Consider the following 24,103-nt stretch of genomic DNA (forward strand, 5'->3'; position numbering starts at 1 on the left):
GGTGACCCTTCTGATCGAGCTGATGAGTGTCGCGAGTGTGGCAGAACGCCGCCGACCGTCACGAGAAGTTGTAGCCGAACGCTTAACACTCCCTCTGCCGCCGCACTCGGCCTCAGTTTGCTCGTTGCGCGGGCTGTCGGGGCAGAATCATCGTGTGAAGAAACCCGAGACCAACCCCGTGATCGCGCGCAACCGCAAGGCTGCCCACGACTACCAGCTGGGCGAGTCCTGGGAGGCGGGGATCGTCCTGCAGGGTATGGAGGTGAAGGCGCTCCGTGCCGGGCGGGCGTCCCTGGTCGGCGGCTTCGCCATCGTCGAGAACCGGGAGATCTGGCTGCACGGCGTACACATCCCGCAGTACTCCCAGGCCCGCTGGTTCAACGACGGCTCCCGCCGCAAGCGGAAGCTGCTGCTGCATCGTGCCCAGATCGACAAGATCGAGCGCAAGGTCAACGAGGGCGGCCTGACGATCGTCCCCGTCACCCTCTACTTCAAGGACGGTCGCGCGAAGGTCGAGATAGCCCTGGCCCGCGGCAAGAAGACCTGGGACAAACGACACGCCCTCGCCGAACGCGAGGCAACCCGAGAGACCGAACGCGCAGTAAGCCGCCGCCGCAAGGGCCACCCAGACTGATGCTGGCCCGCAGTACGTCGTAGCGTCAGGGCCGGGACACGTTCTCGACCAGCCACCGTGCCAGCGGGCGCAACTGGGTGAAAGCGGAGACCACTCGATCAGCCGCGGCGGGTGTGTGAATCCAGTCGTCACAGCCGAGCGGCCGGGTCGCGATGACTGACCGGTGCCTCAGCAGCTGTGCCCGCGGATGGTCGGCCGGAAACCCTCGCAGCGGCCGCTTCAGCAGATCGCCCGAGATCGCGAACTCCTCCCGCTCGAGCTTCCGGACAATCCCGGTCAGCCGCCGCCCAGAACCGGAATCCGCCACCGCGGCCCGATACCGCTCGATCTGCACCGCGGGCGCGTACCACCACGCCACCCCGACCTCCAGACCGTCGAGATCGAACCGGACACCCAGTTCGACGTTCCGGCCCAGCCGGACGATCGCGCTCTGACGCTGCCATGCCTGCACCAGAACGTCGCCGTACCCCCAGACCGAGAAGTCCTCGTACGCCGAATCCGCGTCAGCCACCGCATCGAGCAACTCGATCATCGGACGGCGAACCAGCTCCTCCCGGTCCTGCCTCCATCGCCGCCGGACATCAGCGGAAGGATCACCCTCAAGCTGAAGCAGCACATCGAAGGCACCCGGCGGCCACCCCTCGAAATCCCCGGTCACGACCGACAGCCTACCGACGGCCTCACCTGGACCGCCGTCGAACTCGAAACCTGCACCGCCGAAGCGCGTGGCTCAGACCCGGGGGCTGGGGCTGCGCGATTTGTTCAAGCGGGCTGAGGTTCCTGCCGACTAGCGTCGATAGCGTGATCGACGACCAACCCGGCTTCTTGTCGGTTGCCTGGTAGTCATGAGCGTTTCAGGTGGTGCTTTCCAACCGCCTTCGGTACGGGCGCCGGTCTGAAAGTGGGATCAGAAAGGTCCTCTCGACAGGACGGTGACAGGAAGGCGACAGCGGTATCCTTTACGGTCCACTCATTTGCGGGCGCTGTGGGCAGCTGCGGACGGCTTGCGATGGGCGTCGTCGCGGTGAACTCTGTAGCCGACCGGTTGTTCTCTTCCCGCAATCCCCTGTAATCGAATGGAAGGAACAGGATGTCTCGAGTGATCTTGTACATGGCGATGTCGCTGGACGGCTTCATCACCGGCCCCGGAGACGACGCCCAGAACCCGGCTGGCATCAACGGCATGCGCCTGATGGACTGGCTCGGCAACGGCGACAGCGAGGGCGACAGGGTGGTCGACGCGTATCGGCCCAGCGATCCGAACAGCCGGATCGTTTTCGACGAGGCGATGGCTACCGGAGCCGTCATCACCGGCAAGCGGACCGGGGACTTCGCCGGGTATTGGGGCGGTGACCACCACGACGGCGTACCGATCTTCGTTCCTACCCATCAGCCACCGGCCGAGAACCCGTACGAACTGGTCCACTACGTCACCGACGGCATCGAGGCGTGCGTGAAGCGGGCCAAGGCAGCAGCAGGCGATCGCGACGTGCTGCTGCACGGCGCCTACACCGCCCAGGAATGCCTGAAAGCCGGCCAGCTCGACGTCATCGAGATCCAGCTCAGGCCAGTCCTTCTCGGCCAGGGCCGACTGCTGTTCGACGGCCTCCCGCCCGAGCACATCGAGCTCGAACTGGTCCGGACGCTCGAGGCACCCGGCGTCCAGCACCTGCGCTACGAAGTACGGCAGTCGTGACGACGGGACCGATCCGGCTGTACATGTCGATGAGCCTCGACGGGTTCATCGCCGGACCAGACGACAAGGCAGGCCAAGAACTCGGGCGCGACGGCGGACGGCTGTTCAACTGGCTGGATGACCGGCTGTCCCCCGGCATCAACGGTCAGGTGTTCGGCGAGGCGTTGGACACCGGAGCCCTGATCTCGGGACGCCGAACCTTCGAGCTCGCCGACGGCTGGCAGGGCGACCACCACGACGGCGTACCGATCTTCGTGCTGACCCATCACGTCGACCCGAACGACGAATCGCCCAGCAGCACGACGTTCTGCACCGACGTCGTCGCCTGCGCCACCCAGGCCCGCGCCGCGGCGAACGGTCGCGCCGTCATGGTCCACGGCGCTGGGGCTGCCCAGGCACTGCTGCGCGCCGGCCAGCTCGATGAGCTCGAAATCCACCTCGTCCCGGTACTACTCGGCTCCGGCCGCCGGTTGTTCGAGACCCGAGACACCAAGCACATGGAACTACAGCTCGTCAGGCAACTGGAGGGCCGCGACGCCCTCCACCTGCGTTACCAAGTCCTGAACCCCTAACGCCAGTCAGCAGTGGCCGGGCACCCAACGGCTCCTCTGGTTCAGCCCGGCACGGGCCGACCAATAATTGGTTGGCCGGTGCGGTGGCCGCGTTGGTACCGTGCCGTGGTCCGTGACATCACGCCTGGAGGTGAGAACCCATGAACGCTGTAGCGCAGTGGGTGCTCCCCCTCTCGTGGTCACGGGCGGGCGATTGACGTAGGTGTCGCCGGGAGCGCCTCGAGAAGTTCGGCACTCCCGAAAGGAAACACCTATGAACTCTTTGCCTTTCAGTACGGATCTCGGCGACCACCCGCTGAGGTCTCCCGGGTCGCGGAGAATCAGTGGCACGCGGTCCGGCGCTCGCCGGGCAGGCAGCAATCTGGAGCTGGTCCACCAGCGAGGAAAGGCCTGACGATGCCCAGGACTACCGGCGGCATCGAAGTCGAGGGCATCGTCGTCGAGTGCCTCCGCAACGCCAGCTTCCGGGTCGAGCTCACCAACGGCCACAAGGTTCTCGCCCACATCAGCGGAAAGATCCGGAAGAACTACATCAAGATCCTCCAGGAAGACCGCGTCCTGGTGGAGCTGAGCCCCTACGACCTGACCCGAGGCCGAATCATCTTCCGCTACCGAAACTGACCCCACCGACAGCGGGTGCCCTTCGCGGGGCGGCGCTGAGAAGATCCAGGACGGGGACCGTACGGTTGGGCCGTGAGTACCTTGGGGCGGCGGCTGGACGCTGCGCAGCGGCGGCGTCGGCGGCTCGGGTTCCCGCTCGCCGTGGTTTACAAGTTCTTCGACGACCAGGGCAGCTATCTCGCGGTGATCGTCACGTACTACGCCTTCGCGGCGATCTTCCCGATGCTGCTGATCTCGTCATCCGTTCTCGGGTTCGTTCTGCAGGGCAACGAGGATCTGCAGAAGGCCGTCCTGCAATCGGCGCTCAAGGAGTTCCCGATCGTCGGTACTCAGCTGGCCACCCCGCAGGGCCTGCAAGGCAGCACCCCGGCCGTCATCGTCGGCACGCTCGCCGCGGTGTACGGCGTGATCGGGCTCGGGCAGGCGGTACAGAACGCGGTCAACGTGATCTGGGGAGTCCCCCGGAACGCACGCCCCAATCCGTTCCACGGGCGGCTGCGGTCCGGGGCGCTGCTGTCGCTGGCCGGTCTCACCGTGCTCAGCTTCGCCACCCTGACCGTCCTGGCCGGCAGCCAGGCATCGCTGTCCGGTGAGGTCGCCATCACGATGGGGTGGCTCGTTTCCATCGGATCGGTCCTGGTCCTCACTGTCATGCTGACCCTGTGCCTGCGCCCGGCCACGAGGCCTCGGCCCGCCCTTCGGAAGATCGTCCCGGGGGCGTTCTTCACCGCTGTCGGCTGGCATCTGCTCGAACGTCTGGGTGGCATCTACGTCAACGAAGTACTGGCCAAGACGAGCGAGGTGAACGGCGTCTTCGCCCTCACCCTGGGGCTGATCGGTCTCATCTACGCCGCGTCGGTGATCGCCGTGATCGGCGCCGAACTGAACTCGGTGATCGCCCACCAGCTCTACCCGCGCTCGTTGCTGGCGCTCTTCACCGACTCCGCCACCGACCTGACACCAGCCGACCAGCGCGCCTACGCGATGTACGCCCGGGCCCAGCGCCACAAGGCCGCCGAAACCATCGAGGTCACCTTCGACGGCAAGCCCGGACCTTCCTCCTGAGGCGCGGTCTCCTGAGGCGCGGTTTTCGCTGATTGGACGTGGTCCGGTTAGGGTCTGCCGAGTGTCCACCTTCGATGTCGCCGCATCAGACCACGAACTGCCGGATGTAGAAGAACGCGCTTGGCGCGACGTGTCCGATGTCGGGGTCGCCACCGCCCGCATCAAGTGGGCGGGGGCCGCGCGGGAGATGCTGATCCTCGCCGCCAAGAAGTACCAGGCGCTTGTGCAGCACAAGGACATCGCCGCCGGCGTACAGGACTTGACCGGTATCCGCACCAAGCAGGCGACCCGGCAGTGGATCGGGGGCGTGCTCGCCGAGGTGTCCGCGGAGAGCCTGCGCCGCGGTGAGCCGATGCTGTCGGCACTGTGCGTCAACCCCGACGAGAGCGTCTTCGACGGGTACGCCGCAATCGTGGGTGCAGCAACCGGTACCACTCCCCCGGACCCCGACGTACATGCCTCCCACGAGCGCCTCGCCACTTACCGTCACTTCGAGGCAGCCGGTCTGCCTGCCGACGGCGGCAGCGCGATGATCCCGCCGAAGCTCGGCGCCGCCCGCGCCCGAGCCCGCAAGGCCGCGATCGCCGAGCGCCCGATCAAGAAGTGCCCCAAGTGCAACCTGCAGACCCCAGCCAACGGAATCTGCGACACCTGCGACTGAATGCCGTCGGCGTTCTGGGACAGGTGATTGCAGGCCCGCTCCCCCTGCCCCCTCCGGAGAGGGACGGGCCTGCAATCGGACGGTGGATGGCGAATCACGCCACGCTGGATCGATGCAGGCGGCGACGGCGCAGCTCGCGCAGTAGCGATCGTTTCGTTCGGATCAGCGCAGTCAGCCGATCGAAGTCGGCGCTACAGCGAGCCGCCCGCAATTCAGCCTCGACGGTGTGAAGAAAGGCGATCAGTTCGCGAGCTGTACTGGTGTCGTGATCGCGCATAGCAGCCCCGGCAGGTCGAAAGATCATGCCCGGCTGTCTGAGGCTGAACCACTATGACCGCTGGAAGCGCTTCGATCAACCCCCTTGGACCAACACGCCAGCGCTGGACTGGACGGCCGGGCAGTGCTAAGCCGGAAGGATCAAGGAAGGCCTGTGACTGATCGCCGCAAATTGTCGAGTGTCGGGCCGGCACCGCAGGACAGTCAGCCCGGGCCGGACCGGCTGGCCCATGTGCTGAGCGAACTGGCCCGGGATCTGCACCGCGCCGACGACCCCGATGACGTGCTGCGGGAGGTCGTACAGGCCGCGATGGACCTCGTACCTGGAGCCCTGGCCGGGTCCGTGACGACTCTCGTCGGCGGAAAACGCGTAGAACACAAGGCGGCGTCGGGCGGGCTGCCGGCGCGGGTCGACGCCGTGATGACGGAGTTCGGCGAGGGGCCGTGTCTGGACGCCTTGTTGCATCATCGGATCGTCCGGGTCGTCGACATGCGCCGCGAACCTCGCTGGCCGCTGTTCGCGCCGCGCGCCGCCGCGCTGGGAGCCCTGAGCATGCTGGCCTTTCCCATGTTCGTGAAGGATGACAGCCTCTGTGCGCTCAACTTGTACGCCGAGGAGGCGGACGAGTTCACCGACGAGTCCGAGCACGTCGGCAGGTTGCTCGCCGCCCATGCGGCGGTCGCCTACTCGGGCGCGCAACGGGAAGAGAACCTGCTGGCCGCCATCGAGACCCGTGACCTGATCGGCCAGGCCGTCGGCCTGCTGATGGAGCGCTATTCGATCTCGTCCAGCCGTTCGTTCGACACGCTGGTCCGCTTCAGCCGCCAGACCAACCGCAAACTCCGCGACGTCGCCGCCGAACTGATCCGCGACGCCGAGGCGGGCGCGCACAGATAGTTGCGAGGTCTGGCCGTGGTGAAAATATGGGCTTAGCCTCGGCTCAGGCAGGCACCGTGGGGGTGCCGGCCGGTACGCCGGTACCCGGGGGGATCGGTCAACGGGACTGAGGGGTTTGCTACGGCGACCTGGGGGATCACCCTGACGTTCAGCGTCGGCTTCCTGCGGTGACGGCGTCCATCTGCCTTCACGGGAGGCCAACGCATGGGGTCACCGATATACCGACGAACCATTCGACGCACCACCATGGCCGGGTTGTCAGCCGGTCTGCTGCTCACCGCAGCCCTGGTCCCGACGGGCGCGATTGCCGCCGACCCGCCACCAACCACCCCGAGCGGCCGGCCCTTGACGGCGACGCCGCTCGCGGTCGCCAGTACGGTCAACGGCGCGAAGTCGCCCAGCGGTCAGCTCGCCAAGAGCGACCCCGCACTCATCAACAGCACGTCGGCCAAGCAGGTCCGCGTGGTCGTCAAGCTCGACTACGACTCGCTCGCCTCGTACCGCGGCGGCATCAAGGGCCTCCCCGGCACCAGCCCCTCGGTCACCGGCAAGCGCCTCGACCCCAGGGGCGCCAACGCCACCAAGTACCTCAAGCACGTGACCGCGGTGGAGAACGCCTTCCTCACTGCGATGCAGACCAGGGTTCCGAGCGCCAGGGCCGGACAGAAACTGCGCACCGTGTACGGCGGCGTCGCGCTCAGCGTGCCCGCGAACCAGGCCCGCGACCTGCTGAAGCTCCCCGGCGTCGCCGCGGTCCAGCAGGACAATCCACAGCAGTTGCTGACCGACTCTAGCGGCGACTTCATCGGCGCCCCGACGATCTACAACCAGCTCGGCGGCTCGGCCAACTCCGGCAAGGGCGTCATCGTCGGCATCCTCGACAGCGGCTCGTGGCCGGAGCACCCGTCGTACGCCGATCCCGGCACGCTGCCGGCGCCACCGGCGACCGCTGACGCCACACCGCGGGTGTGCGACTTCGGCGACAACCCGCTGACACCCGCGGCCGACGTGTTCGTCTGCAACAACAAGCTGATCGGCGGACGGCCGTTCCTCGACACCTACAACGCGGTGATCGGCGGCGACGTCTACCCCGACTCCGCCCGTGACTCGAACGGTCACGGCACGCACACGTCGACGACCTCGGCCGGCGGTCCGGTCGCCGACGCGAACCCGCTGGGCATCAGCCGCGGACCGATCCGCGGCATCGCACCGGCAGCGGCGGTCTCCGTCTACAAGGTCTGCGGTGCAGAGGGCTGCTTCCCGTCCGACTCGGCGGCGGCTGTCGCGCGCGCCATCCTCGACGGTGTCCGGGTGATCAACTTCTCGATCTCCGGCGGCAGCGACCCGTACAGCGACCCGGTCGAGCTCGCCTTCCTGGACGCGTACGCCGCTGGTGTGTTCGTGGCCGTTTCGGCCGGCAACTCCGGTCCGGGCGCGAACACGACCGATCACCGCAGCCCGTGGGTCACCACGGTGGCAGCCTCCACCCAGAGCCGGACCTTCCGCTCGACGGTCACGTTGACCGACGGTGCTGCGACCGCCACGGTCACCGGCGCCTCGGTCACCGGGGGCCTCGGTACGCCGACGCCCGTCGTACTGGCTGGTTCCACGCCTGGATACACCGATGCGACCTGCAACACTGCGGCACCCGCGGGCACGCTCACGGGCAAGATCGTCGCCTGCCGGTTCACGCCTGGCCGGGTGATGAAGGGCTTCAACGTCAAGCAGGGCGGCGCCGTCGGGATGCTGATGTACAACACCACCTCGCCGTCCGACGTCTTCACCGACAACCACTGGCTGCCGGCCGCGCAGCTCGAGAAGCCCGACGCCGACGCGCTGCTCGCGTTCCTCGCGGCGCACCCGGGCACGACCGCGACGATGACGCAGGGGACGAAGGCCACCTGGCAGGGCGACGTGATGACGTCGTTCTCGTCGCGCGGACCTGGTGGCGACTTCCTCAAGCCCGATGTCACCGCCCCCGGGCTGCACATCCTTGCCGGTGCCACACCGACTCCCGAGTCCCCGTCCGAGGGACCGCCCGGGAACCTGTACCAGGCGATCGCCGGTACTTCGATGTCGTCACCGCACGTGGCCGGCGCTGCCGCACTGGTCTTCGCCCTGCATCCGTCGTGGACGCCGGGCCAGGTCAAGTCCGCGCTGGAGACAACGGCCAAGACAACGGTCAAGAAGCCTGACCGGGTCACGCAGGCCGACCCGTTCGACCATGGTGGCGGCCGCATCGACCTGACCAAGGCCGGCGACCCCGGTCTGACCCTGGACGAGACAGCGGCGAACTATGCGGCCTCGGCCACCAGCGCGCTGAACCGGATCGACCTCAACCTGCCGTCCGTGAACGCGCCCACCATGCCGGGCGTGATCACCGCCGAGCGCGTCGTCAAGAACGTCACCAACCAGAAGCTCCGCTTCACCGCGAGCGGTAGCACCGTCAGCGGCGCACGCATCACGGTTCTGCCGCCCGCGTTCGAGGTCAACCCTGGCCAGACGCGGAAGCTGACCATCACGATCACCGCACCCGACCTGCCCGATGGTCAGTACTTCGGCCAGGTCAACCTCAGGCAGCTCGGCGGCACCCGCACCCTGCACCTGCCGGTGGCGTTCTTCCGGCAGGAAGGCATCGTGCCGATCGACCAGACCTGCGTTCCGGGCACGATCGCGCGGAACACCGGCCAGTCGACCTGCACCGTGACTGTGCAGAACAACAGCCTGCAGACCACGGACGTGACCGCGGTCAGCACGCTGAGCTCGCAACTGCGGCTCAACAGCGTGACGGGTGCGACCAAGATCGGTAGCCAGATCGCCACCAAGACCGCGACCCTGGCCGGGCGCGATCCCGACAAACCGGTGATCGCACCTGGAGAGTTGTTCGGCTACCTCCCGCTGGACGACTTCGGCATCACACCGACCCCGGTCGGCGACGAGCAAGCGGTGAATTTCAACGTTCCGCCGTTCGTGTTCGCCGGGCAGACCTACACCAGGATCGGCGTGACCTCCAACGGCTACTCGGTCGCGGGCGGAACGTCGGGGTCGGACGACATCCAGTTCACGCCGCAGAGCCTGCCCGATCCCGCCCGCCCGAACAACGTGCTCGCGTCCTTCTGGACCGACCTCGACGGGACCGCGGCTCCGGGCGTCTTCGCAGCCACTCTGACCGACGACGTGAGCACGTGGCTCGTCCTCGAATGGCGGCTGAACCTGTTCGGCACGACCAACCTGAAGGTGTTCCAGCAGTGGATCGGCGTCAACGGCACCGAGGACATCACCTACGCCTACGATCCGGCCAACCTGCCCGGTGACCCAGGTCCGGCGTACGGGCTGACGGTGGGCGCCGAGAACTTCGAGGGGACGGCCGGCAGCCAGATCACCGGTCCGCCGGTCCAGGACTACCGGGTGCTGAGTACGCCAGGTGCGCCCGGCGGCACGATGACCTACTCGATGAACATCAAGGGTGTACAGAAGGGCACCGGAACGGTCACCACCGGAACCTCCACGCCACTCGTCAAGGGCCTCACGATCGAGGTCGACAAGATCATCGTCAACTAGCGCACTGAGCCGTCCGGGCCGGATCCCGCGGGACCCGGCCCGGATTCGGCTATCGATCGAGGCGTCGGAAGAAAGAGCGAACAGCTCTACCTCGCCCGCGTCCCCACCGCCCCGCCCGACGGCCGCAAGGCATACGGATCAGACACCCTGCCAGGCGCTGCTGCCGGTGCCTGGCGAGGTAACGTCAGGGATGTGAGGGACAACGTGCTACGGCGGCCGTCGTTGAAAGACGTCGCCCGGGAGGCTGGCGTCTCCTTCCAGACCGTGTCTCGCGTGCTCAATGGTGGGTCGCGGGTCGCGGAGTCGACCCGGCTGCGGGTGCTCGCGGTCGCCGAGGATCTCGGCTATCGGCGCAACGACAACGCCAGGGCTCTGGTGACGAACCGGTCCAGAACGGTTGGTGTGATCGCCGACGCCTCGCCGCGCTATGGGCCTGTCAGCACGCTCGCCGCGGTGGAGAAGGCGGCCCGTGACGCCGGCTACAACGCGATCGTCACGACGATGAGCAACCCGAGCCCCGACGACGCGATCCGCGCCTTCCATGAGTTCTCGAAGCGCGCGGTGGAGGGGATCGTCGTGATCGCGCCGCGGATGCCTATCGCCGATGTGATCCAGGCGGTTCCGGTGACCGTGCCGGTGGTGTTACTGGCTCCGGGGGAGACCAGTCACGACGGGTTCACGGTGTTCTTCGAGGACCAGGAGCTGGGTGCCAGGTTGGCGACCAGGCACCTGGTGGAGCTCGGGCATCGCGAGATCGTTCATCTGGCCGGCAGTCAGGAATGGCTCGACGGGCAGGTCCGGTTGCGCGGCTGGCAGGCCGAGCTGACTGCGGCGAACCTGGCTGCCCCCGCCGTCCGGTACGGCGACTGGTCCGGCGACAGCGCGTACGCCATCGGGCGGAGGCTGCTCGCCGAAGGCCTGCCGTCCGCGATCTTCGTGGCCTCGGACCTGATGGCGCTCGGCTTCCTCCGGGCGCTCTACGAGGCAGGAGTGTCGGTTCCGCGCGACATCTCGGTGGTCGGGTTCGACGACAACGAGTTCGCCCCGCAGACCTTCCCGCCACTCACCACGGTTCGCCAGTCCTTCGGCATCGTTGGCGAGCGCTGCATGGAGATACTGCTCGGCCTCGTCCAGGGCACTCCGGTCGACGTCACCCCCGCGGTGCCGAAGCTGGTCATCCGCGACTCCACCACGGCGGCCCGCTAACCATCTCTCCGGCGTCCTCCCGGCGCACTCGGAAGAATCTAGGCGAACGTTCGCCCGAGCTATTGACTTCGGCTAAGGCGAACGTTCACACTCTCGATATTGGCTCTGCCATACCGACCAAGAGGAGCTGGTGATGATGTTGCGCCGTTCACTATCGGGCATCGTTCTGATCGCACTCGTGCTGAGTGCCTGCTCACCGAGTTCCGAGGGGTCGGTGGCCCCGGATCCGGGGATCTCGTCGAAAGCCGACCAGGCGCTCGCCGCACTGCAGGGCAAGGTTCTCAGCAAGGGTCCGCACGGCGAGGAACCGGCGAAGGCCGAGACGGCCGCGCTGACCGAGGCCGAGGTCACGAAGGTCAAGGCGATGGGTGCGACCGCCGCCATCGTCATGCACTACGGCGGCAACGACTGGGCGAGCGCCCAGCTAGCCGGTCTGAAGGACGAGTTCGGCAAGCTCGGCATCCAGGTCGTCGCAACCACCGACGCCAACTTCAAGCCAGACAAGCAGGTCTCCGACCTGGAGACGGTGATGACGAAGAAGCCAGACATCATCGTGTCGATCCCGACCGACCCGGTCGCGACCGCGACTGCGTACAAGAAGGCGGCGGCCGCCGGGATCAAGCTCGTCTTCATGGACAACGTGCCGCAGGGGATGACGGCTGGTAAGGACTACGTCAGTGTCGTGTCGGCCGACAACTACGGCAACGGCGTCGTGTCGGCGCACCTGCTGGCCAAGGCGCTCGGTGGCAAGGGCAAGATCGGGGTGATCTTCCATGAGGCCGACTTCTTCGTCACCAAGCAGCGCTACGACGGCTTCCGGACGACGATCACGCAGGACTACCCCGACGTGCAGATCGTCGAGTCCAAGGGCATTGCCGGGCCGGACTTCGCGGGCGACGCTCAGGCGGCCGCGAACGCGATGCTCAGCAAGCACGCGGACCTGGCCGGCATCTGGGGCGTCTGGGACGTGCCCGCCGAAGGGATCATGGCCGCCGCGAGGGCGTCCGGCCGGACGGATCTGAAGATCGCGACCCAGGACCTCGGCAAGAACGTCGCGATCGCGCTGGCCAAGGACCAACTGGTCGTCGGCCTCGGCGCGCAGCGACCCTTTGACCAGGGCGTGACCGAGGCGAAACTAGCCGCCGGCGCGGTGCTCGGCAAGACCGCACCGCCCTACATCGCCCTCAGCGCGCTGCCGGTCACCCACGACAGCGTGCTCGAGGCGTGGCAGCAGGTCTACCACGTCGATGCTCCGGCAGATCTGCAGAAGGCCTTCAAGAAATGAGCGCGGTCGTTGAGCTGCGGGGGATCCGCAAGAGTTTCGACAGCGTGCCGGTGCTGCTGGGCGTCGACTTCGAGGTCGGCTACGGGGAGGTCCATGCCCTTGCCGGAGGCAATGGAGCTGGCAAGTCGACCCTGATGAAGATCCTGCAAGGCGTGTACACCAAGGACGCGGGCGAGATCCTGGTCTCCGGTACGCCGGTCGCGTTCAGCTCGGTCGACGACGCCAAGGCCGCCGGGATCGGCATGGTCTTCCAGGAGTTCAGTCTGGTTCCGAGTCTCACCGTCGCCCAGAACCTCTATCTAACGGCGGAGAAGCGAAACCGGGTCGGCATGATCAGTGACCGGGACTCCCGCGATCGGGGCCGACGAATCTTCGCAGACTTGGAGGTCGAGGTCGACATCGACGCGGTGGTCGGCGACCTGTCCACGGCGTACTGGCAGCTGACCGAGATCGCCAAGGCGGTGGCGCAGAACGCCCAGGTGCTCATTCTCGACGAGCCCACCGCGAGCCTGGCCAGGAACGAGGTCGATGCGTTGTTCGGGCTGATCGGCCGGCTGAAGGGGCGGGGGATCTCGATCATCTACATCTCGCACCGGATGGACGAGATCTACCGGATCGCGGACCGGATCACGATCCTGCGCGACGGCCGCAGCCTGTTCACCCGGCGGCTCGACGAGGTCACCCCGGCCGAGATCGTCGAGGGCATCATCGGCCGGCCGGATGACGGCGCGCTGAGCTACCGGGAACGCGAGTCCTCCGCCGGCACCGATGTGTTGCTCGAGGCAATCACCCTCTACTCCGGTACGCGAGTGCGGGGTGTCTCCTTCCAGCTGCGGGCCGGCGAGATTCTTGGCATCGCCGGGCTGATGGGCAGCGGTCGTTCCGAACTCGCCCGGTGTCTGTTCGGTATCGACCGGATCGATTCCGGTGAACTCCGGATGCACGGCCGCAGGATCGATGTCCGCAACCCGCGGGACGCGCAGCGGGCCGGCATCGCGCTGATCCCCGAGGATCGCCGGGAGCAGGGGCTGGTCCTCGAGCACTCGGTCACGGACAACCTGCTGCTGCCGGTCCTGGACACGATCCGGCGCGGGCCCTTCCTCGACACCAGATCCGGCCGGCGGCTCAGCCGGACTCTGATCGAACGATTCGCGATCAAGGCCGGCGATGCGGATCAACCGGTACGGCGGCTGTCCGGCGGCAACCAGCAGAAAGTGGTGATCGCCAAGTGGCTCGGTACCCGGCCGGAGGTGCTGATCATGGACGAGCCGACCGCGGGCGTCGACATCGGCACCAAGGGCGAGATCGTCGCCATGATCCGTCGGCTCGCCGACGCCGGCGGAGCCGTGATCGTCATCTCCTCGGAGTTTCCCGAGTTGCTGGCCGTCAGCGACCGGGTGCTGGTGCTGCGCAACGGCGCCGTGGCCGACGAACTGGCGCGTGCGGCCATCCCCGATGAGGAATCCCTTCAACTCGCCGTCCAAGGACTTTGACATGGCCGACCCGACTACCGCCCGCCCTCCGCTGTCGACCTCCGGCCGGAGTACGAGAGACCTCATCAGAGGTCTGGCCGACGTCGACTGGCGTCGCTACGTCATCTACATCGCCTTCGTCGCGGTGTTCGTGCTGTTCGCCGTACTGCTGCGCGACGACGGATTCCTGAGCCAGGGCAACCTGCTGAACATCTTCCGGCAGACCGCGACGATCACGGTGATCGCGGTCGGCATGACGTACGTGATCGCCTGCGCCGAGATCGACCTCAGCGTCGGCTCGGTGGCCGGCCTGGCGAGCGTCTGCTCGGCGATGGCGATCGCGCACTGGGGCCTGATGGCCGGAATTCTTGCCGGACTCGCTGTCGGCGTCGTCGTGGGCACCATCAACGGCGGTCTCGTCAGCCGGCTCGGCATCCCCTCGTTCCTGGTCACCTTGGGGATGCTCGGAATCGCCGCGGGCGTGGCGCAGTGGATCACGCACTCGGCGCCTCAGCCGATCCTCAATGACACCTTCAACCTCATCTTCGGTGGCGGCGACTTCGGGCCGATCCCGGGTCTGTTGGTCTGGATGGCGGCCTTCGTCGTCGTGGGCGCCGTCGTTCTGAACCGAACCCGGTTCGGCCGGCAGGTGGTGGCGACCGGCGGCAGCCGGACCGCGGCCGAGTTCACCGGTATCGACACCAGGCGGATCAAGTTCCAGGTGTTGCTGATCTCGGCGACGGTGGCGTCGGTCGCCGGCATGCTCTACGCGGGCCGGCTCCAGTCCGGCCGGTTCCAGTGGGGATCCGGCGACGAACTGTCGGCCATCGCCGCGGTCATCCTGGGCGGCACCAGTCTGTTCGGCGGCCGCGGCGCCGTGATCGGCACGCTGTTCGGTGCTCTCCTGATCGGTCTCATCAACAACGGCCTGATTCTCGCCGGGCTCGAATCGAGCCAGCAGCAGGTCGTCCGCGGCGTCATCATCATCCTCGCCGTCGCCCTTGCCCGGAAGAAGTAGCCACACCTCGTGGTGGATAGGAGCAGCTTTGTCCCCGTCGGCTGATGTATATCGCCCCATCGCACTCCGGAACGGCGCCTTCACCCTGCACGGTGAAGCAACCGCCCTGTACGGCGGTGCCGTCCACTACTGGCGCCTCGATCGCGACAAGTGGGACTCCATTCTCGACTCGGTGCGACGGATGGGGTTCACGATGATCTCGATCTACATCCCCTGGGAGGTGCACGAGATCGAGCGGGGTCGCTTCGACTTCGGCCAGGTCAACCCGTCGAACGATATCGACGCGTTCCTGAGCCTGTGCGAGGCGAAGGGGTTCAAGATCGTCGTCCGTCCAGGCCCTCAGATCAACTCCGAGCTCACCTACTTCGGCTATCCGAAGCGGATTCTGGCCGACGAACGGCTGCACGCGCGCAGCGCGAGGGGCTCGAAGGTCGTCCTGACCCAGGTGCCGAAACCGATTCCTGCGCTGAACTACGCGAGCGAGGAGTTCTTCGCCGAGACCGCACTGTGGTACGACGCGATCTGCTCGATCCTCGCCAAGCACGCCTACCCGCACGGTGGGATCGTGGCGGCCCAGGTCGACAACGAGATGGCGTACTTCTTCGGCGTCAACGCTTACATCGCCGACTACTCGGACGCCTCGATCGAGGGATACCGGCAGTTCGTCCTCGACAAGTACGGCGACCTGCCCGGGCTCAACTCGGCGTACTCCGCCAGCTACTCGAGCGTGGAGTCGCTCGATCCGCCGAGGCGCTTCGATGCCACCAGCAGACAGGAGATCCCGTGGTACGCGGACTGGGCCGAGTACCGCGAGCGCTACCTGATCACCTCGATGGCCCGGCTCGCCGACATGATGCGGGAACGAGGGCTGGCCGGAATCGCGTTGTTCCACAACTATCCGCACCCTCTCGGCCCCGGCGGAGCGGTCTCGGGGTTCACCGCGCCGTACAACCTCGCGGCCCTGGAGGAGCACCTCGACTTCGTCGGGTTCGACATCTACTCGCGCAAGGAGCTCTACTCCCACGTCAAGACGATCGCCTCGTACGTCGTGGGCACCAGCCGGTACCCGTACATCCCCGAGTTCATCGCCGGCGTCTGGCCGTGGTACCTCAACCCTGGTGATCTCGATGACGAGGAGTTCGTCACCAAGGCGGCCCTGATGCACGGCATCCGGGGGTTCTCCCGCTACATGCTGGTGGAACGCGACCGCTGGCTGGACTCGCCGATCCGCCGCGACGGCCGGGAACGGCCCGAGAAGGTCGAGATGTTCCGTACTGTCAACGAGATGCTCGAGGCCGGCGACTTCCGGAACCTGCGCAGGCAGGAGGACGTCCTGCTGCTCGCCAACCGTGAATATGACCGGCTCGAAGCAGCGTCGGTCCTCATCTCCTTCCCGGGTGACTTCCTGGAAACGCCCTCGGGCTTCTCGGAGTACGCCGGTGCTCTGACGGTCAGCGAGGACTCGCTCGGATTCGACGAGCCTGTCCAGCTGGCCAAGGCGACCTGGTTCTCGGCGTTCTCGGATGCATTGACCCGCTCCGGATTCGGTTATGTACTGTCCGATACAGCGCTGCCTGCCAAGCGCTGGCAGGCACACAAATTGCTGGTGCTGAGTACCTTCGACTATCTGGATTCCGGCCTGCAGACCTCGCTCGCCGAGTACGTCGACAGCGGTGGCACGCTGGTGATCGGGCCGAAAGCCCCGAGTCTGGACAGCACCATGCGGCCGTGCACGGTGCTCCGGGAAGCTCTGGCGGATGCTGTCCCGCTGGCCGCCGGAGCAGCTGAGGCCAAGATCGGTTCCGGCCGAATCATCCTGGTGCCCGACCTGGACACCGTGCCGGCCATCCTGGCCGAGGTGTGCGGGCGCTCCGGCCTGGTGAAGATGACCGCCAACGACCCAGCGATCGAGGTCACGGTGCATCACACGGTCGGCGATCCCAGGACCAAGGTCGTGTTCGTGGCCAACCCGACCGCCGCGACGATCCCGGCCGAGATCGAGGTCGGCACGGAGCTGGACGCCGTACGGGAGATCTGGGACGGACGGGACGTGGCCACCCACGGAACGACCATTGCCGAGAGTCTGCCGCCCTACTCGATTCACGTCTACCGGTGCGTCTTCAGCGCCTGAGGGAGTCTGCGATGCTGCACGAGAACGTTCTGATGGCCGACATCGACGTCGACCAGTGGCGCAACGCCCAGGCGCTGCTGCTCCACTCAGCCAAGGCATGCCGCCGCCTGGTCGTCATCCATGAGGCCGGGCGGGTGCTCAAGTTCCAGCACACCGCGGGTCTGCCGGTCAACGGGCGCGTCGACGTCATCGACGATCCGCAGCGTGTCGCCCGCGAGCTCTACGAGGCCAACCAACACCTCGTTGACTTCGTCGTGGTGATGGAGCGGGACGCGGTGGACAGCTACTTCGCCGAGGTCCAGGATAACTGGACCATCGACGAGGACCTCGATGACTACATCCGCAAGACCTATGCCACACTGGACTCCTACCCAGACGGGATCGTCACATGTCCCGGACCGGCGCGCGAGACGCTCGGCCTGCAGTGGCGACTGGGTGCCTCCTACGACGAAGTTCGTGCAGCCGTCGGCGCCTACGTCGAACCCCGATCGAGCGCAGTGCTTGGCGTTCACGCGGACGGCGAGCTGTGGACGTCGCTGGTGCTGGACTTCGACGACCACCTCCGCGTCACCTCGGTGACCACCGCCGACCCGTCCCTGGTAGACACGCAAGGAACGCCGGCCGAGCTGGTGGACAGACTGATTTCGTGGGTGGAGAAGGCCGGGAAGACCATCTCACTGGCACTCGTCCTGAGTCGTGAGGCTGCCACAACATTCCTCGCCGCCAACGGGACAGACAAGGCCGAAGTCCTCGCACAGTCCCTGGCGAACGGGAATGCGTCGATGAGCCGCATCACCGAGAACAGCTGACGGCTATCTCAACTGCGCGGTGACCAATTCGGCGATCATCACGGCGCAGTTCGGCGGCGCCTGTGCTAGGGGGTGACGTTGAACCAGTCGCGGAGGCTGGGGAATCGGCGGAGGAGGAGTTGGTCGAGGAGGAGTAGCGCGGCCAGGGTGATGCCGAAGAGTGGGAGGAAGAGGCCGAGGGCAACGATCAGGGCGGCCAGGGCCGGCGTCGCGCGGAGTGGGAGCCGGCCCCGTGGTGCGCCTACCGCTCGGCCGGAGGGACGTCGACGCCACCACATGATCGGGCCGCTGACCGACATGAAGATCACCCCGGCGCAGAACAAGGCCGTGGCCCAGAAGTTGACCAGCCCGAGGCGTCGCCCTTCGTGCAGCGCGATGCCTTGCGAGACCACCTTGGCCAACGCCGGATAGTCGCCGTAGCCGTACGTGGAGACCACGCGGCCGCCGTACTGGTCGACATGCACGGTGCGTTCCTTGCCGGGGTCCTGGAAGGCGTAGCCGATCGCCGAATAGACGCCTTCGTCGCCGTCGGGCAGCGCGATCGTCATCGGGTGCCGCAGGCCGTTGCGTTGCCCGACCTCGATCGCGGTGTCGACAGTCGCCACCGACCGCTTCGCTTGGGACGGGTCAGAGCTCGGCACCTCGGTCTTGCCCAGCCCCCACGGAACGGTGTGACTGTGCGGCAGCGACTCGTCCAGCGTCGAGGTCGGATTCGACAACGCGCCATGATCCTCGCTCCACAACGAGCTGCCCTGGCTGGTCACGAGTTGCTGGGTTTTCTCACCCCAGAACCCTGTCCAGGGCAGCCCGGACACGATCAGGAACAACAGCCCGACACCGAGTACTGCGCCCGTCCGGCCGTGCCGCGACCGTAGTACGGCGCCGGCCGCACCAGCCGCGCGGCGCCGCGCTCTGGCGACCCGGCCGCGGAAGAACAGGTAGTAGCCGGTCAGGGCCATCACAATCGCCCAGCAGGCGGCGATCTCGATCACGTACTCGCCCCACCGGCCGACCATCAGATCCCCGTGCAATCGGATCGCGCCACCCGACAGCGTGGTGTCGGGATTCAGCGAACCCAGCACCTTGCCCTCGTACGGATCGACGAACACGTCCCGGGGCCCGTCGCCCGTGTCGAGCGAGAACGTCGTCGACCGATCCGCCGCGGACGGCTCGGTCATCGACACCACCGTCGCCTCCGGGAAAGCCCGCTGCACCGCTTCGACCTGCGCGGCGTACGGCTGGGCCTGCAATCCGGCCGGCCGCTCGACCTTCATCACTTCCGCGTGCAGCATCGGCTCGATCTGAAACCGGAACAGGTAAATCAGTCCGGTCCCGGCCAGAAGCACCACCACCGGGATCACCAGGAAGCTGGCGTAGAAGTGCCACCGCCAGAAGGCCCGGAACATCCCCGAGCCCCCGCTGCGCGCGCCGGTCTTCGCCGAGCCGGCCCGGCCTGACGACGGCTGGGCACCCGTCTCGACCTCCGAGCGCTGTACTTCGGTCACGTCCACTCCTTGTCCGCAGTTCCAAGGCAGTAGTCGGATCGCTGTGGTGATTGGTTCCCGGGTGCCGGATGTGACCTGCGCCATGGTCCCGGAGTTGGGTCCTCTGTGGCGACCGCCAAGGAGGTGCGACCATGGTTCAGCCATGCGACCGGCCTGGGGATTCCGAGCAACGCGGGCCGCGATGTTCGCGGCCATCTGTGTGCTGCTCGCCGCCCTCGGTCATCACCTCATGTCCGGAACGCCGATACCGGGATGGGCGCTGGGCACCTCCTTCGCCGGCGTCGGGATGGCCGCATGGTTCGTGGCCGACCGAGAGCGCGGCGTACCGTTCGTGGTCCTCGTGACGCTGGCGGCGCAGAGCACGCTGCATCTGTGGTTCTCCGCGGCGCAGGCGCAACGCCACCCGCAGTCTCCGTCGGATCCGCATGCCATGCACATGGCGCACCACACGATGCCGATGGCGGCCGACGCCGCTCATGGCCACCATTCGATGCAGGCAGCAGCCGAGACCAGCGTTGAGCATCTGGCCGGCATGGGGTCGTACGGCATGCTCGCCGCTCACTTGCTTGCGGCGCTGCTTTGCGGCTTCTGGCTGGCTTATGGGGAACGGGCTGCCTTCGCCGTTCTCCGTACCGCCACCAGGCGGCTGTTGCTCCCGCTGCGACTGATCTCCGGCCCACGAGTCACCCTCCACCAGCCGAACATCCGGCCGCACCACTCCCCCAGGACGCTTCGGCCGTTCCTCCTCGTTCACGCCATCACCTCAAGGGGTCCACCGCGCGGAGTCGCCGTCGTCTGACGGCCGTCCCACCGGAGCGCCACCGAGACCAGGTGCCGCTCCGGCTGAGGCCTGCCATCCGGCAGGCCTTTCCGCTCGCCGGCCCCGTACCTGATCGTGCGGCGCCGGATCCTGGACTTCCAGAAGGACTCAAGCCATGGCTTCTGCCCTGCTCGAACAACCGATCGGACCGCCCGCCGGCCCCGACGAGACATCTACCCGCCTGGCGATCGCCGCCCGCGAAGGCGACCTTGTTGCCCTCGACAACCTCATCCGTGCCCTCCAGCGTGACGTCCGGCGTTACGTCAGCCAGCTCAGCGCCGATCCGCAGTCGGCCGACGATCTCACCCAGGAGACCTTCCTGCGCGCACTGAAAGGCCTGCACCGCTTCGAGGGTCGCTCATCGGCACGGACCTGGTTGCTGTCCATCGCCCGGCACACCGTCGCGGACGACCTGCGCCGCAAGGCATCCCGCCCGAGACTCTCCGACCGCGACTGGCAACTCGCCGCCGAACGAGCCCAACCATCCGACCTGCCAGGCTTCGACGACGGGATCGCCCTCGCCGACCTGCTCGACAAACTCCCGGCCGACCGCCGCGAGGTCTTCGTCCTCACCCAACTGGCCGGCGTCCCGTATGCCCAAGCAGCCAGCCACCTCGGCTGCCCGATCGGCACCATCCGCTCTCGAGTAGCCCGCGCCCGGACGACCCTCATCGATCTCCTCGCCGCAGCCTGACCGAAGCGTCCGCCTCCCGGCTACGGCCTGGAGGCAGACGCTTAGTTCGCTGGGGCCGAATTAGGGCTCTCCTGACGGATCCGTGGGTCGGTCTCTTGACCCGGGAGTGCTGACCGGTAGCCGCCGGGGGCCCGCCAACCTGATCAGTCGCCCCTTTTGACCACCCAGCCACCTTGTGCACCGGCCAGACACCCACCCGCCCAACGACGCCCAGCCCGCGCCCAAAGTCGATCACCGGTTGGCGCCCTCCAACCGGCCAGCTGACCCCGTAACACCACGAACGACCCACGGATCAGTCAGGACAGCCCGAATTAGCATGTGTGGATGGCGATCCCGATGGTGCTCGACTGCGATCCCGGGCACGACGATGCGATGGCGCTGTTGCTCGCCATCGCCGATCCAGCTGTCGAACTGCTGGGGGTGACGACGGTGGCCGGCAATCAGACGGTCGGCAAGTGCACGCTCAACGCCCGTCGAGTGCTCTCGCTCGCCGGTGCGCCGGACATCCCGGTCGCCCGCGGCGCCGACCGGCCGCTCGTTCGGCCGTTGCGGATCGCCGACGACGTGCACGGCGTGACCGGGCTGGACGGCCCGCTGTTCGAGCACGAGCCAAAGGTGCCGGAGGCAACGATCACGGCCCACGAGTTGCTCGTCGGCGTACTGACCAAGCACGACTCCCCGGTCACCGTGGTGGCGACCGGGGCTCTGACCAACATCGCCCGGCTCCTGTCGGCCCGCCCGGACGTCGCCAGCAGGATCGACCAGATCGTCTGGATGGGTGGCTCCACCGAACGCGGCAACGTCACGCCGTACGCGGAGGCCAACTGCTTCGTCGACCCCGAAGCAGCGGGCCAGGTCCTGCGTTCAGGCATCCCGTTCACCATGTGCGGACTCAACGTCACCCACCAGGCCCTGGTGACCGACGACGTCCTGTCCGCCTTCGCACGAATCGGTACGCCGCTGGCGGGCATCTGCGTCGAGTGGATGACCTTCTTCGCCTCGACCTACCGACGCCTGTGGGGATTCACCGCGCCGCCGCTGCACGATCCGGTCGCCGTCGCCAGACTCATCGACCCGGCGATCGTCCGCTGTGTCGAAGCGAACGTGGTGATCGAGACCGCCGGCGAATGGACAGCCGGTGCCACCGCGGTCGATCTGCACCACTACACCGGCCGGCCGGCCAACGCCCGCGTCGCGGTGGAACTCGACCGGCCGGCGTACTGGACCAGGATCCTCGACGCCGTGGCAGCCCTCGGCTGAGTGCTGGAGATCCGACTTCTGGTGGGTCGGCGTTGAAGTCTTGCCCGTGATGGGCGCGCGGTCTACTCTCACTCGCAACCGTTAGGAAGCTTTCCTAATAGTTAGCGTGCTATCAGCATGCGGGCCCGTACGACGGACGGAGAGCCGGCAGTGAGACGAATAACAGCGATGAGTGTGTTCGGGGCGGCGGCCGTGCTGGTGGCCTCGATCCTGATGCCAACAGCGGCCCGAGCGGCCGAAACCCTGCTGTCCCAAGGAAGACCTGCCACGGCCTCCTCGATCGAGGCCGCAGGATTCGAAGCCGGCAAGGCAGTCGACGGCAACGCGTCGACCCGGTGGGCATCAGTGGAGGGGCATGACCCGGAGTGGATCCAGGTCGACCTCGGCAGCGCCCAGCCGATCTCCCGGGTCAAGCTGACCTGGGAGGCGGCCTACGCGAAGTCCTACCAGGTCCGGATCTCGACCGACGGTTCGACCTGGACGACGGCGTTTTCGACGACCAGCGGCAACGGCGCCACCGACGACCTGACCGTAGCCGGCACCGCCCGGTACGTCCGGATCAACGGCACGGCCCGCGGCACTTCGTACGGCTATTCCCTGTACGAGTTCCAGGTGTACGGCGGCGACGGCGGACCACCTCCTGGCGGTGGTGACGCAGCAGTGCCGTTCGGCGGCCACACGATCCCGTACGCCGCGGGCATGTTGCGGCCTTCGGGCGTTCAGTCCGCGCTGGACGCGAAGGTAGTCGACTACTACCAGCGCTGGAAGGCGGCCTTCGTCCGGCAGAACTGCGGCAACGGCTGGTACCAGGTGATCTCGCCGGACGCCGACCACCCGTACGTGGCCGAGGCGCAAGGGTACGGAATGGTCATCGCGGCAACGATGGCCGGCGCGGATCCCGATGCGAAGAAGGTGTTCGACGGACTGGTCAAGTGGAAGATCGACCACCCGTCGTCGGTCAACCCGGATCTGCTCGCTGCCGAGCAGGACGTCAACTGCCGCAGCGTGAACGGCGGCGACGGTGCGACGGACGGCGACATGGACGTCGCCTACGGACTCCTGCTGGCGGATCGCCAATGGGGTAGCGCAGGGACCTACAACTACAAGCAACTGGCGATCCGGCACATCAACGCCATCAAGAAGGACGAGATCAACCCGTCCACCAATCTGCTCAAGCTCGGCGACTGGTCCAGCTCCGGCGACCAGTACTACTACATCACCCGTACGTCGGACTGGATGGTCGACCACTTCCGTGCCTTCCGGAAGGCCACGGGTGACACCGCTTGGGACACCATCCGCAACGCCCACCAGACCACGATCGCGAACCTGCAGTCCGGTTTCGCCCCGAGTACCGGCCTGCTGCCCGACTTCGTCGTCAACACCAACACCTCGCCGCGGCCCGCGCCCGGCCAGGTGCTGGAAGACCCGAACGACGGCCAGTTCTGGTGGAACGCCTGCCGTACGCCGTGGCGGATCGGCGCGGACGCGGTGACCGGAGCGGATTCCCGATCGCTGGCAGCAGCCCGCAAGCTGAACAGCTGGATCAAGTCGAAAACCGGCGGCAACCCGGACCAGATCGCACTGGGCTACAAACTGACCGGCACCCAGATCTCCAGCGGTAGCGAGCCGGCCTTCTTCGCTCCGTTCGCCGTCACGGCGATGACCGACTCGGGCAGCCAGGCCTGGCTGGACGCCCTGTGGAACAAGATGCTCGGCACGCCGATCGCGACCGACAGCTACTACTCGGCGAGCATCCAGCTCCAGGTGATGATCACGGTCACCCACAACCACTGGGTGCCCTGACCCATCGGACGGACCCGCGGCGCCAGCCCTGCCCCCGGCGCCGCGGGTCACCCGCTCCGCTCCCCGCGCCGCTCCACCCTGCCCGGCGCGCCGCGGGTCGCTCGCTCCCCCCTCCC

21 protein-coding genes are annotated in these 24,103 nt (G+C 67.1%); 18 read left to right on the forward strand and 3 right to left on the reverse strand.

Annotation, left to right across the window (positions count from 1 at the left end; all coding sequences use genetic code 11):
- The first annotated feature begins 154 nt into the window (after positions 1–154).
- Positions 155–634, forward strand: coding sequence for an SsrA-binding protein SmpB (gene smpB, locus A3ES_RS0101680; RefSeq protein WP_020385034.1), 480 nt, complete (start codon positions 155–157; stop codon positions 632–634).
- 25 nt (positions 635–659) lie between these two features.
- Here the strand turns inward: smpB and A3ES_RS0101685 are convergent, their stop codons facing one another.
- A complete protein-coding gene (locus tag A3ES_RS0101685) occupies positions 660–1,292 on the reverse strand; it encodes a DUF2461 family protein (RefSeq protein WP_051084596.1) in 633 nt (210 codons plus the stop codon).
- Positions 1,293–1,724: 432 nt separating this feature from the next.
- On the opposite strand from A3ES_RS0101685, the gene A3ES_RS0101690 reads away from it, so the two are divergent.
- From A3ES_RS0101690 to A3ES_RS45880, 5 genes are all read left to right on the forward strand, one after another.
- Entirely contained in the window at positions 1,725–2,330 is a 606-nt protein-coding gene (locus tag A3ES_RS0101690) for a dihydrofolate reductase family protein (protein WP_026162471.1), read from the forward strand.
- Positions 2,327–2,902, forward strand: a complete 576-nt coding sequence (locus A3ES_RS0101695) for a dihydrofolate reductase family protein (RefSeq protein WP_020385037.1) — start codon at positions 2,327–2,329, stop codon at positions 2,900–2,902. The genes A3ES_RS0101690 and A3ES_RS0101695 overlap by 4 nt, the downstream gene beginning before the upstream one ends.
- 396 nt (positions 2,903–3,298) lie before the next feature.
- Complete coding sequence (infA, locus tag A3ES_RS0101700) at positions 3,299–3,523, forward strand: translation initiation factor IF-1 (protein WP_020385038.1); 225 nt, start codon at positions 3,299–3,301, stop codon at positions 3,521–3,523.
- Between the two features lie 72 nt (positions 3,524–3,595).
- Positions 3,596–4,588 carry a YihY/virulence factor BrkB family protein gene (locus A3ES_RS0101705; protein ID WP_020385039.1) on the forward strand — a complete coding sequence of 331 codons (993 nt, stop codon included), beginning with the start codon at positions 3,596–3,598 and terminating at the stop codon, positions 4,586–4,588.
- 61 nt (positions 4,589–4,649) lie between these two features.
- Entirely contained in the window at positions 4,650–5,249 is a 600-nt protein-coding gene (locus tag A3ES_RS45880; protein WP_020385040.1) for a hypothetical protein, read from the forward strand.
- Positions 5,250–5,343: 94 nt separating this feature from the next.
- On the opposite strand, the gene A3ES_RS0101715 is transcribed toward A3ES_RS45880, so the two are convergent.
- Positions 5,344–5,553, reverse strand: coding sequence for a hypothetical protein (locus A3ES_RS0101715; RefSeq protein ID WP_157630254.1), 210 nt, complete (start codon positions 5,551–5,553; stop codon positions 5,344–5,346).
- A gap of 126 nt (positions 5,554–5,679) precedes the next feature.
- Here A3ES_RS0101715 and A3ES_RS0101720 point away from each other — a divergent pair, with 126 nt between their 5' ends.
- The 8 genes from A3ES_RS0101720 (at position 5,680) to A3ES_RS0101755 (ending at position 17,905) form a co-directional block, all read left to right on the forward strand.
- Positions 5,680–6,423, forward strand: coding sequence for a GAF and ANTAR domain-containing protein (locus tag A3ES_RS0101720; RefSeq protein ID WP_020385042.1), 744 nt, complete (start codon positions 5,680–5,682; stop codon positions 6,421–6,423).
- A 246-nt stretch (positions 6,424–6,669) separates the two neighbouring features.
- Complete coding sequence (locus A3ES_RS56655; protein WP_020385043.1) at positions 6,670–9,984, forward strand: S8 family serine peptidase; 3,315 nt, start codon at positions 6,670–6,672, stop codon at positions 9,982–9,984.
- Between the two features lie 192 nt (positions 9,985–10,176).
- Positions 10,177–11,190, forward strand: a complete 1,014-nt coding sequence (locus tag A3ES_RS0101730) for a LacI family DNA-binding transcriptional regulator (RefSeq protein WP_020385044.1) — start codon at positions 10,177–10,179, stop codon at positions 11,188–11,190.
- Positions 11,191–11,323: 133 nt separating this feature from the next.
- Entirely contained in the window at positions 11,324–12,475 is a 1,152-nt protein-coding gene (locus tag A3ES_RS0101735) for a substrate-binding domain-containing protein (RefSeq protein WP_020385045.1), read from the forward strand.
- A complete protein-coding gene (locus tag A3ES_RS0101740) occupies positions 12,472–13,968 on the forward strand; it encodes a sugar ABC transporter ATP-binding protein (protein ID WP_020385046.1) in 1,497 nt (498 codons plus the stop codon). The genes A3ES_RS0101735 and A3ES_RS0101740 overlap by 4 nt, the downstream gene beginning before the upstream one ends.
- Position 13,969: 1 nt before the next feature.
- Positions 13,970–14,965 (forward strand): ABC transporter permease, encoded by a 996-nt coding sequence (locus A3ES_RS0101745; RefSeq protein ID WP_020385047.1) that lies wholly within the window; start codon positions 13,970–13,972, stop codon positions 14,963–14,965.
- Positions 14,966–14,993: 28 nt separating this feature from the next.
- Positions 14,994–17,096 (forward strand): alpha-amylase family protein, encoded by a 2,103-nt coding sequence (locus tag A3ES_RS0101750; RefSeq protein WP_020385048.1) that lies wholly within the window; start codon positions 14,994–14,996, stop codon positions 17,094–17,096.
- An 11-nt stretch (positions 17,097–17,107) separates the two neighbouring features.
- On the forward strand, positions 17,108–17,905 hold the full coding sequence (locus A3ES_RS0101755; protein WP_020385049.1) for a hypothetical protein: 798 nt from the start codon (positions 17,108–17,110) through the stop codon (positions 17,903–17,905).
- A 65-nt stretch (positions 17,906–17,970) separates the two neighbouring features.
- Here the strand turns inward: A3ES_RS0101755 and A3ES_RS0101760 are convergent, their stop codons facing one another.
- The gene (locus A3ES_RS0101760; RefSeq protein WP_020385050.1) at positions 17,971–19,410 is read right to left on the reverse strand and encodes a PepSY-associated TM helix domain-containing protein; all 1,440 of its coding nucleotides are present in this window, start codon (positions 19,408–19,410) and stop codon (positions 17,971–17,973) included.
- Between the two features lie 142 nt (positions 19,411–19,552).
- Here A3ES_RS0101760 and A3ES_RS0101765 point away from each other — a divergent pair, with 142 nt between their 5' ends.
- The 4 genes from A3ES_RS0101765 to A3ES_RS0101780 all read left to right on the forward strand — a co-directional run bounded on the left by A3ES_RS0101765 (position 19,553) and on the right by A3ES_RS0101780 (position 23,987).
- Entirely contained in the window at positions 19,553–20,209 is a 657-nt protein-coding gene (locus A3ES_RS0101765; protein WP_020385051.1) for a hypothetical protein, read from the forward strand.
- Between the two features lie 136 nt (positions 20,210–20,345).
- Complete coding sequence (locus tag A3ES_RS0101770; protein ID WP_020385052.1) at positions 20,346–20,924, forward strand: sigma-70 family RNA polymerase sigma factor; 579 nt, start codon at positions 20,346–20,348, stop codon at positions 20,922–20,924.
- Between the two features lie 324 nt (positions 20,925–21,248).
- Positions 21,249–22,184: a nucleoside hydrolase gene (locus tag A3ES_RS0101775; RefSeq protein ID WP_020385053.1), complete on the forward strand. Its 936-nt coding sequence runs from the start codon at positions 21,249–21,251 to the stop codon at positions 22,182–22,184.
- 168 nt (positions 22,185–22,352) lie between these two features.
- Positions 22,353–23,987 (forward strand): glycosyl hydrolase family 8, encoded by a 1,635-nt coding sequence (locus tag A3ES_RS0101780; protein WP_020385054.1) that lies wholly within the window; start codon positions 22,353–22,355, stop codon positions 23,985–23,987.
- Positions 23,988–24,103: the final 116 nt, after the last annotated feature.

Origin of the sequence: Kribbella catacumbae DSM 19601 (assembly GCF_000372465.1) — a bacterium.
GTDB lineage: Bacteria > Actinomycetota > Actinomycetes > Propionibacteriales > Kribbellaceae > Kribbella > Kribbella catacumbae.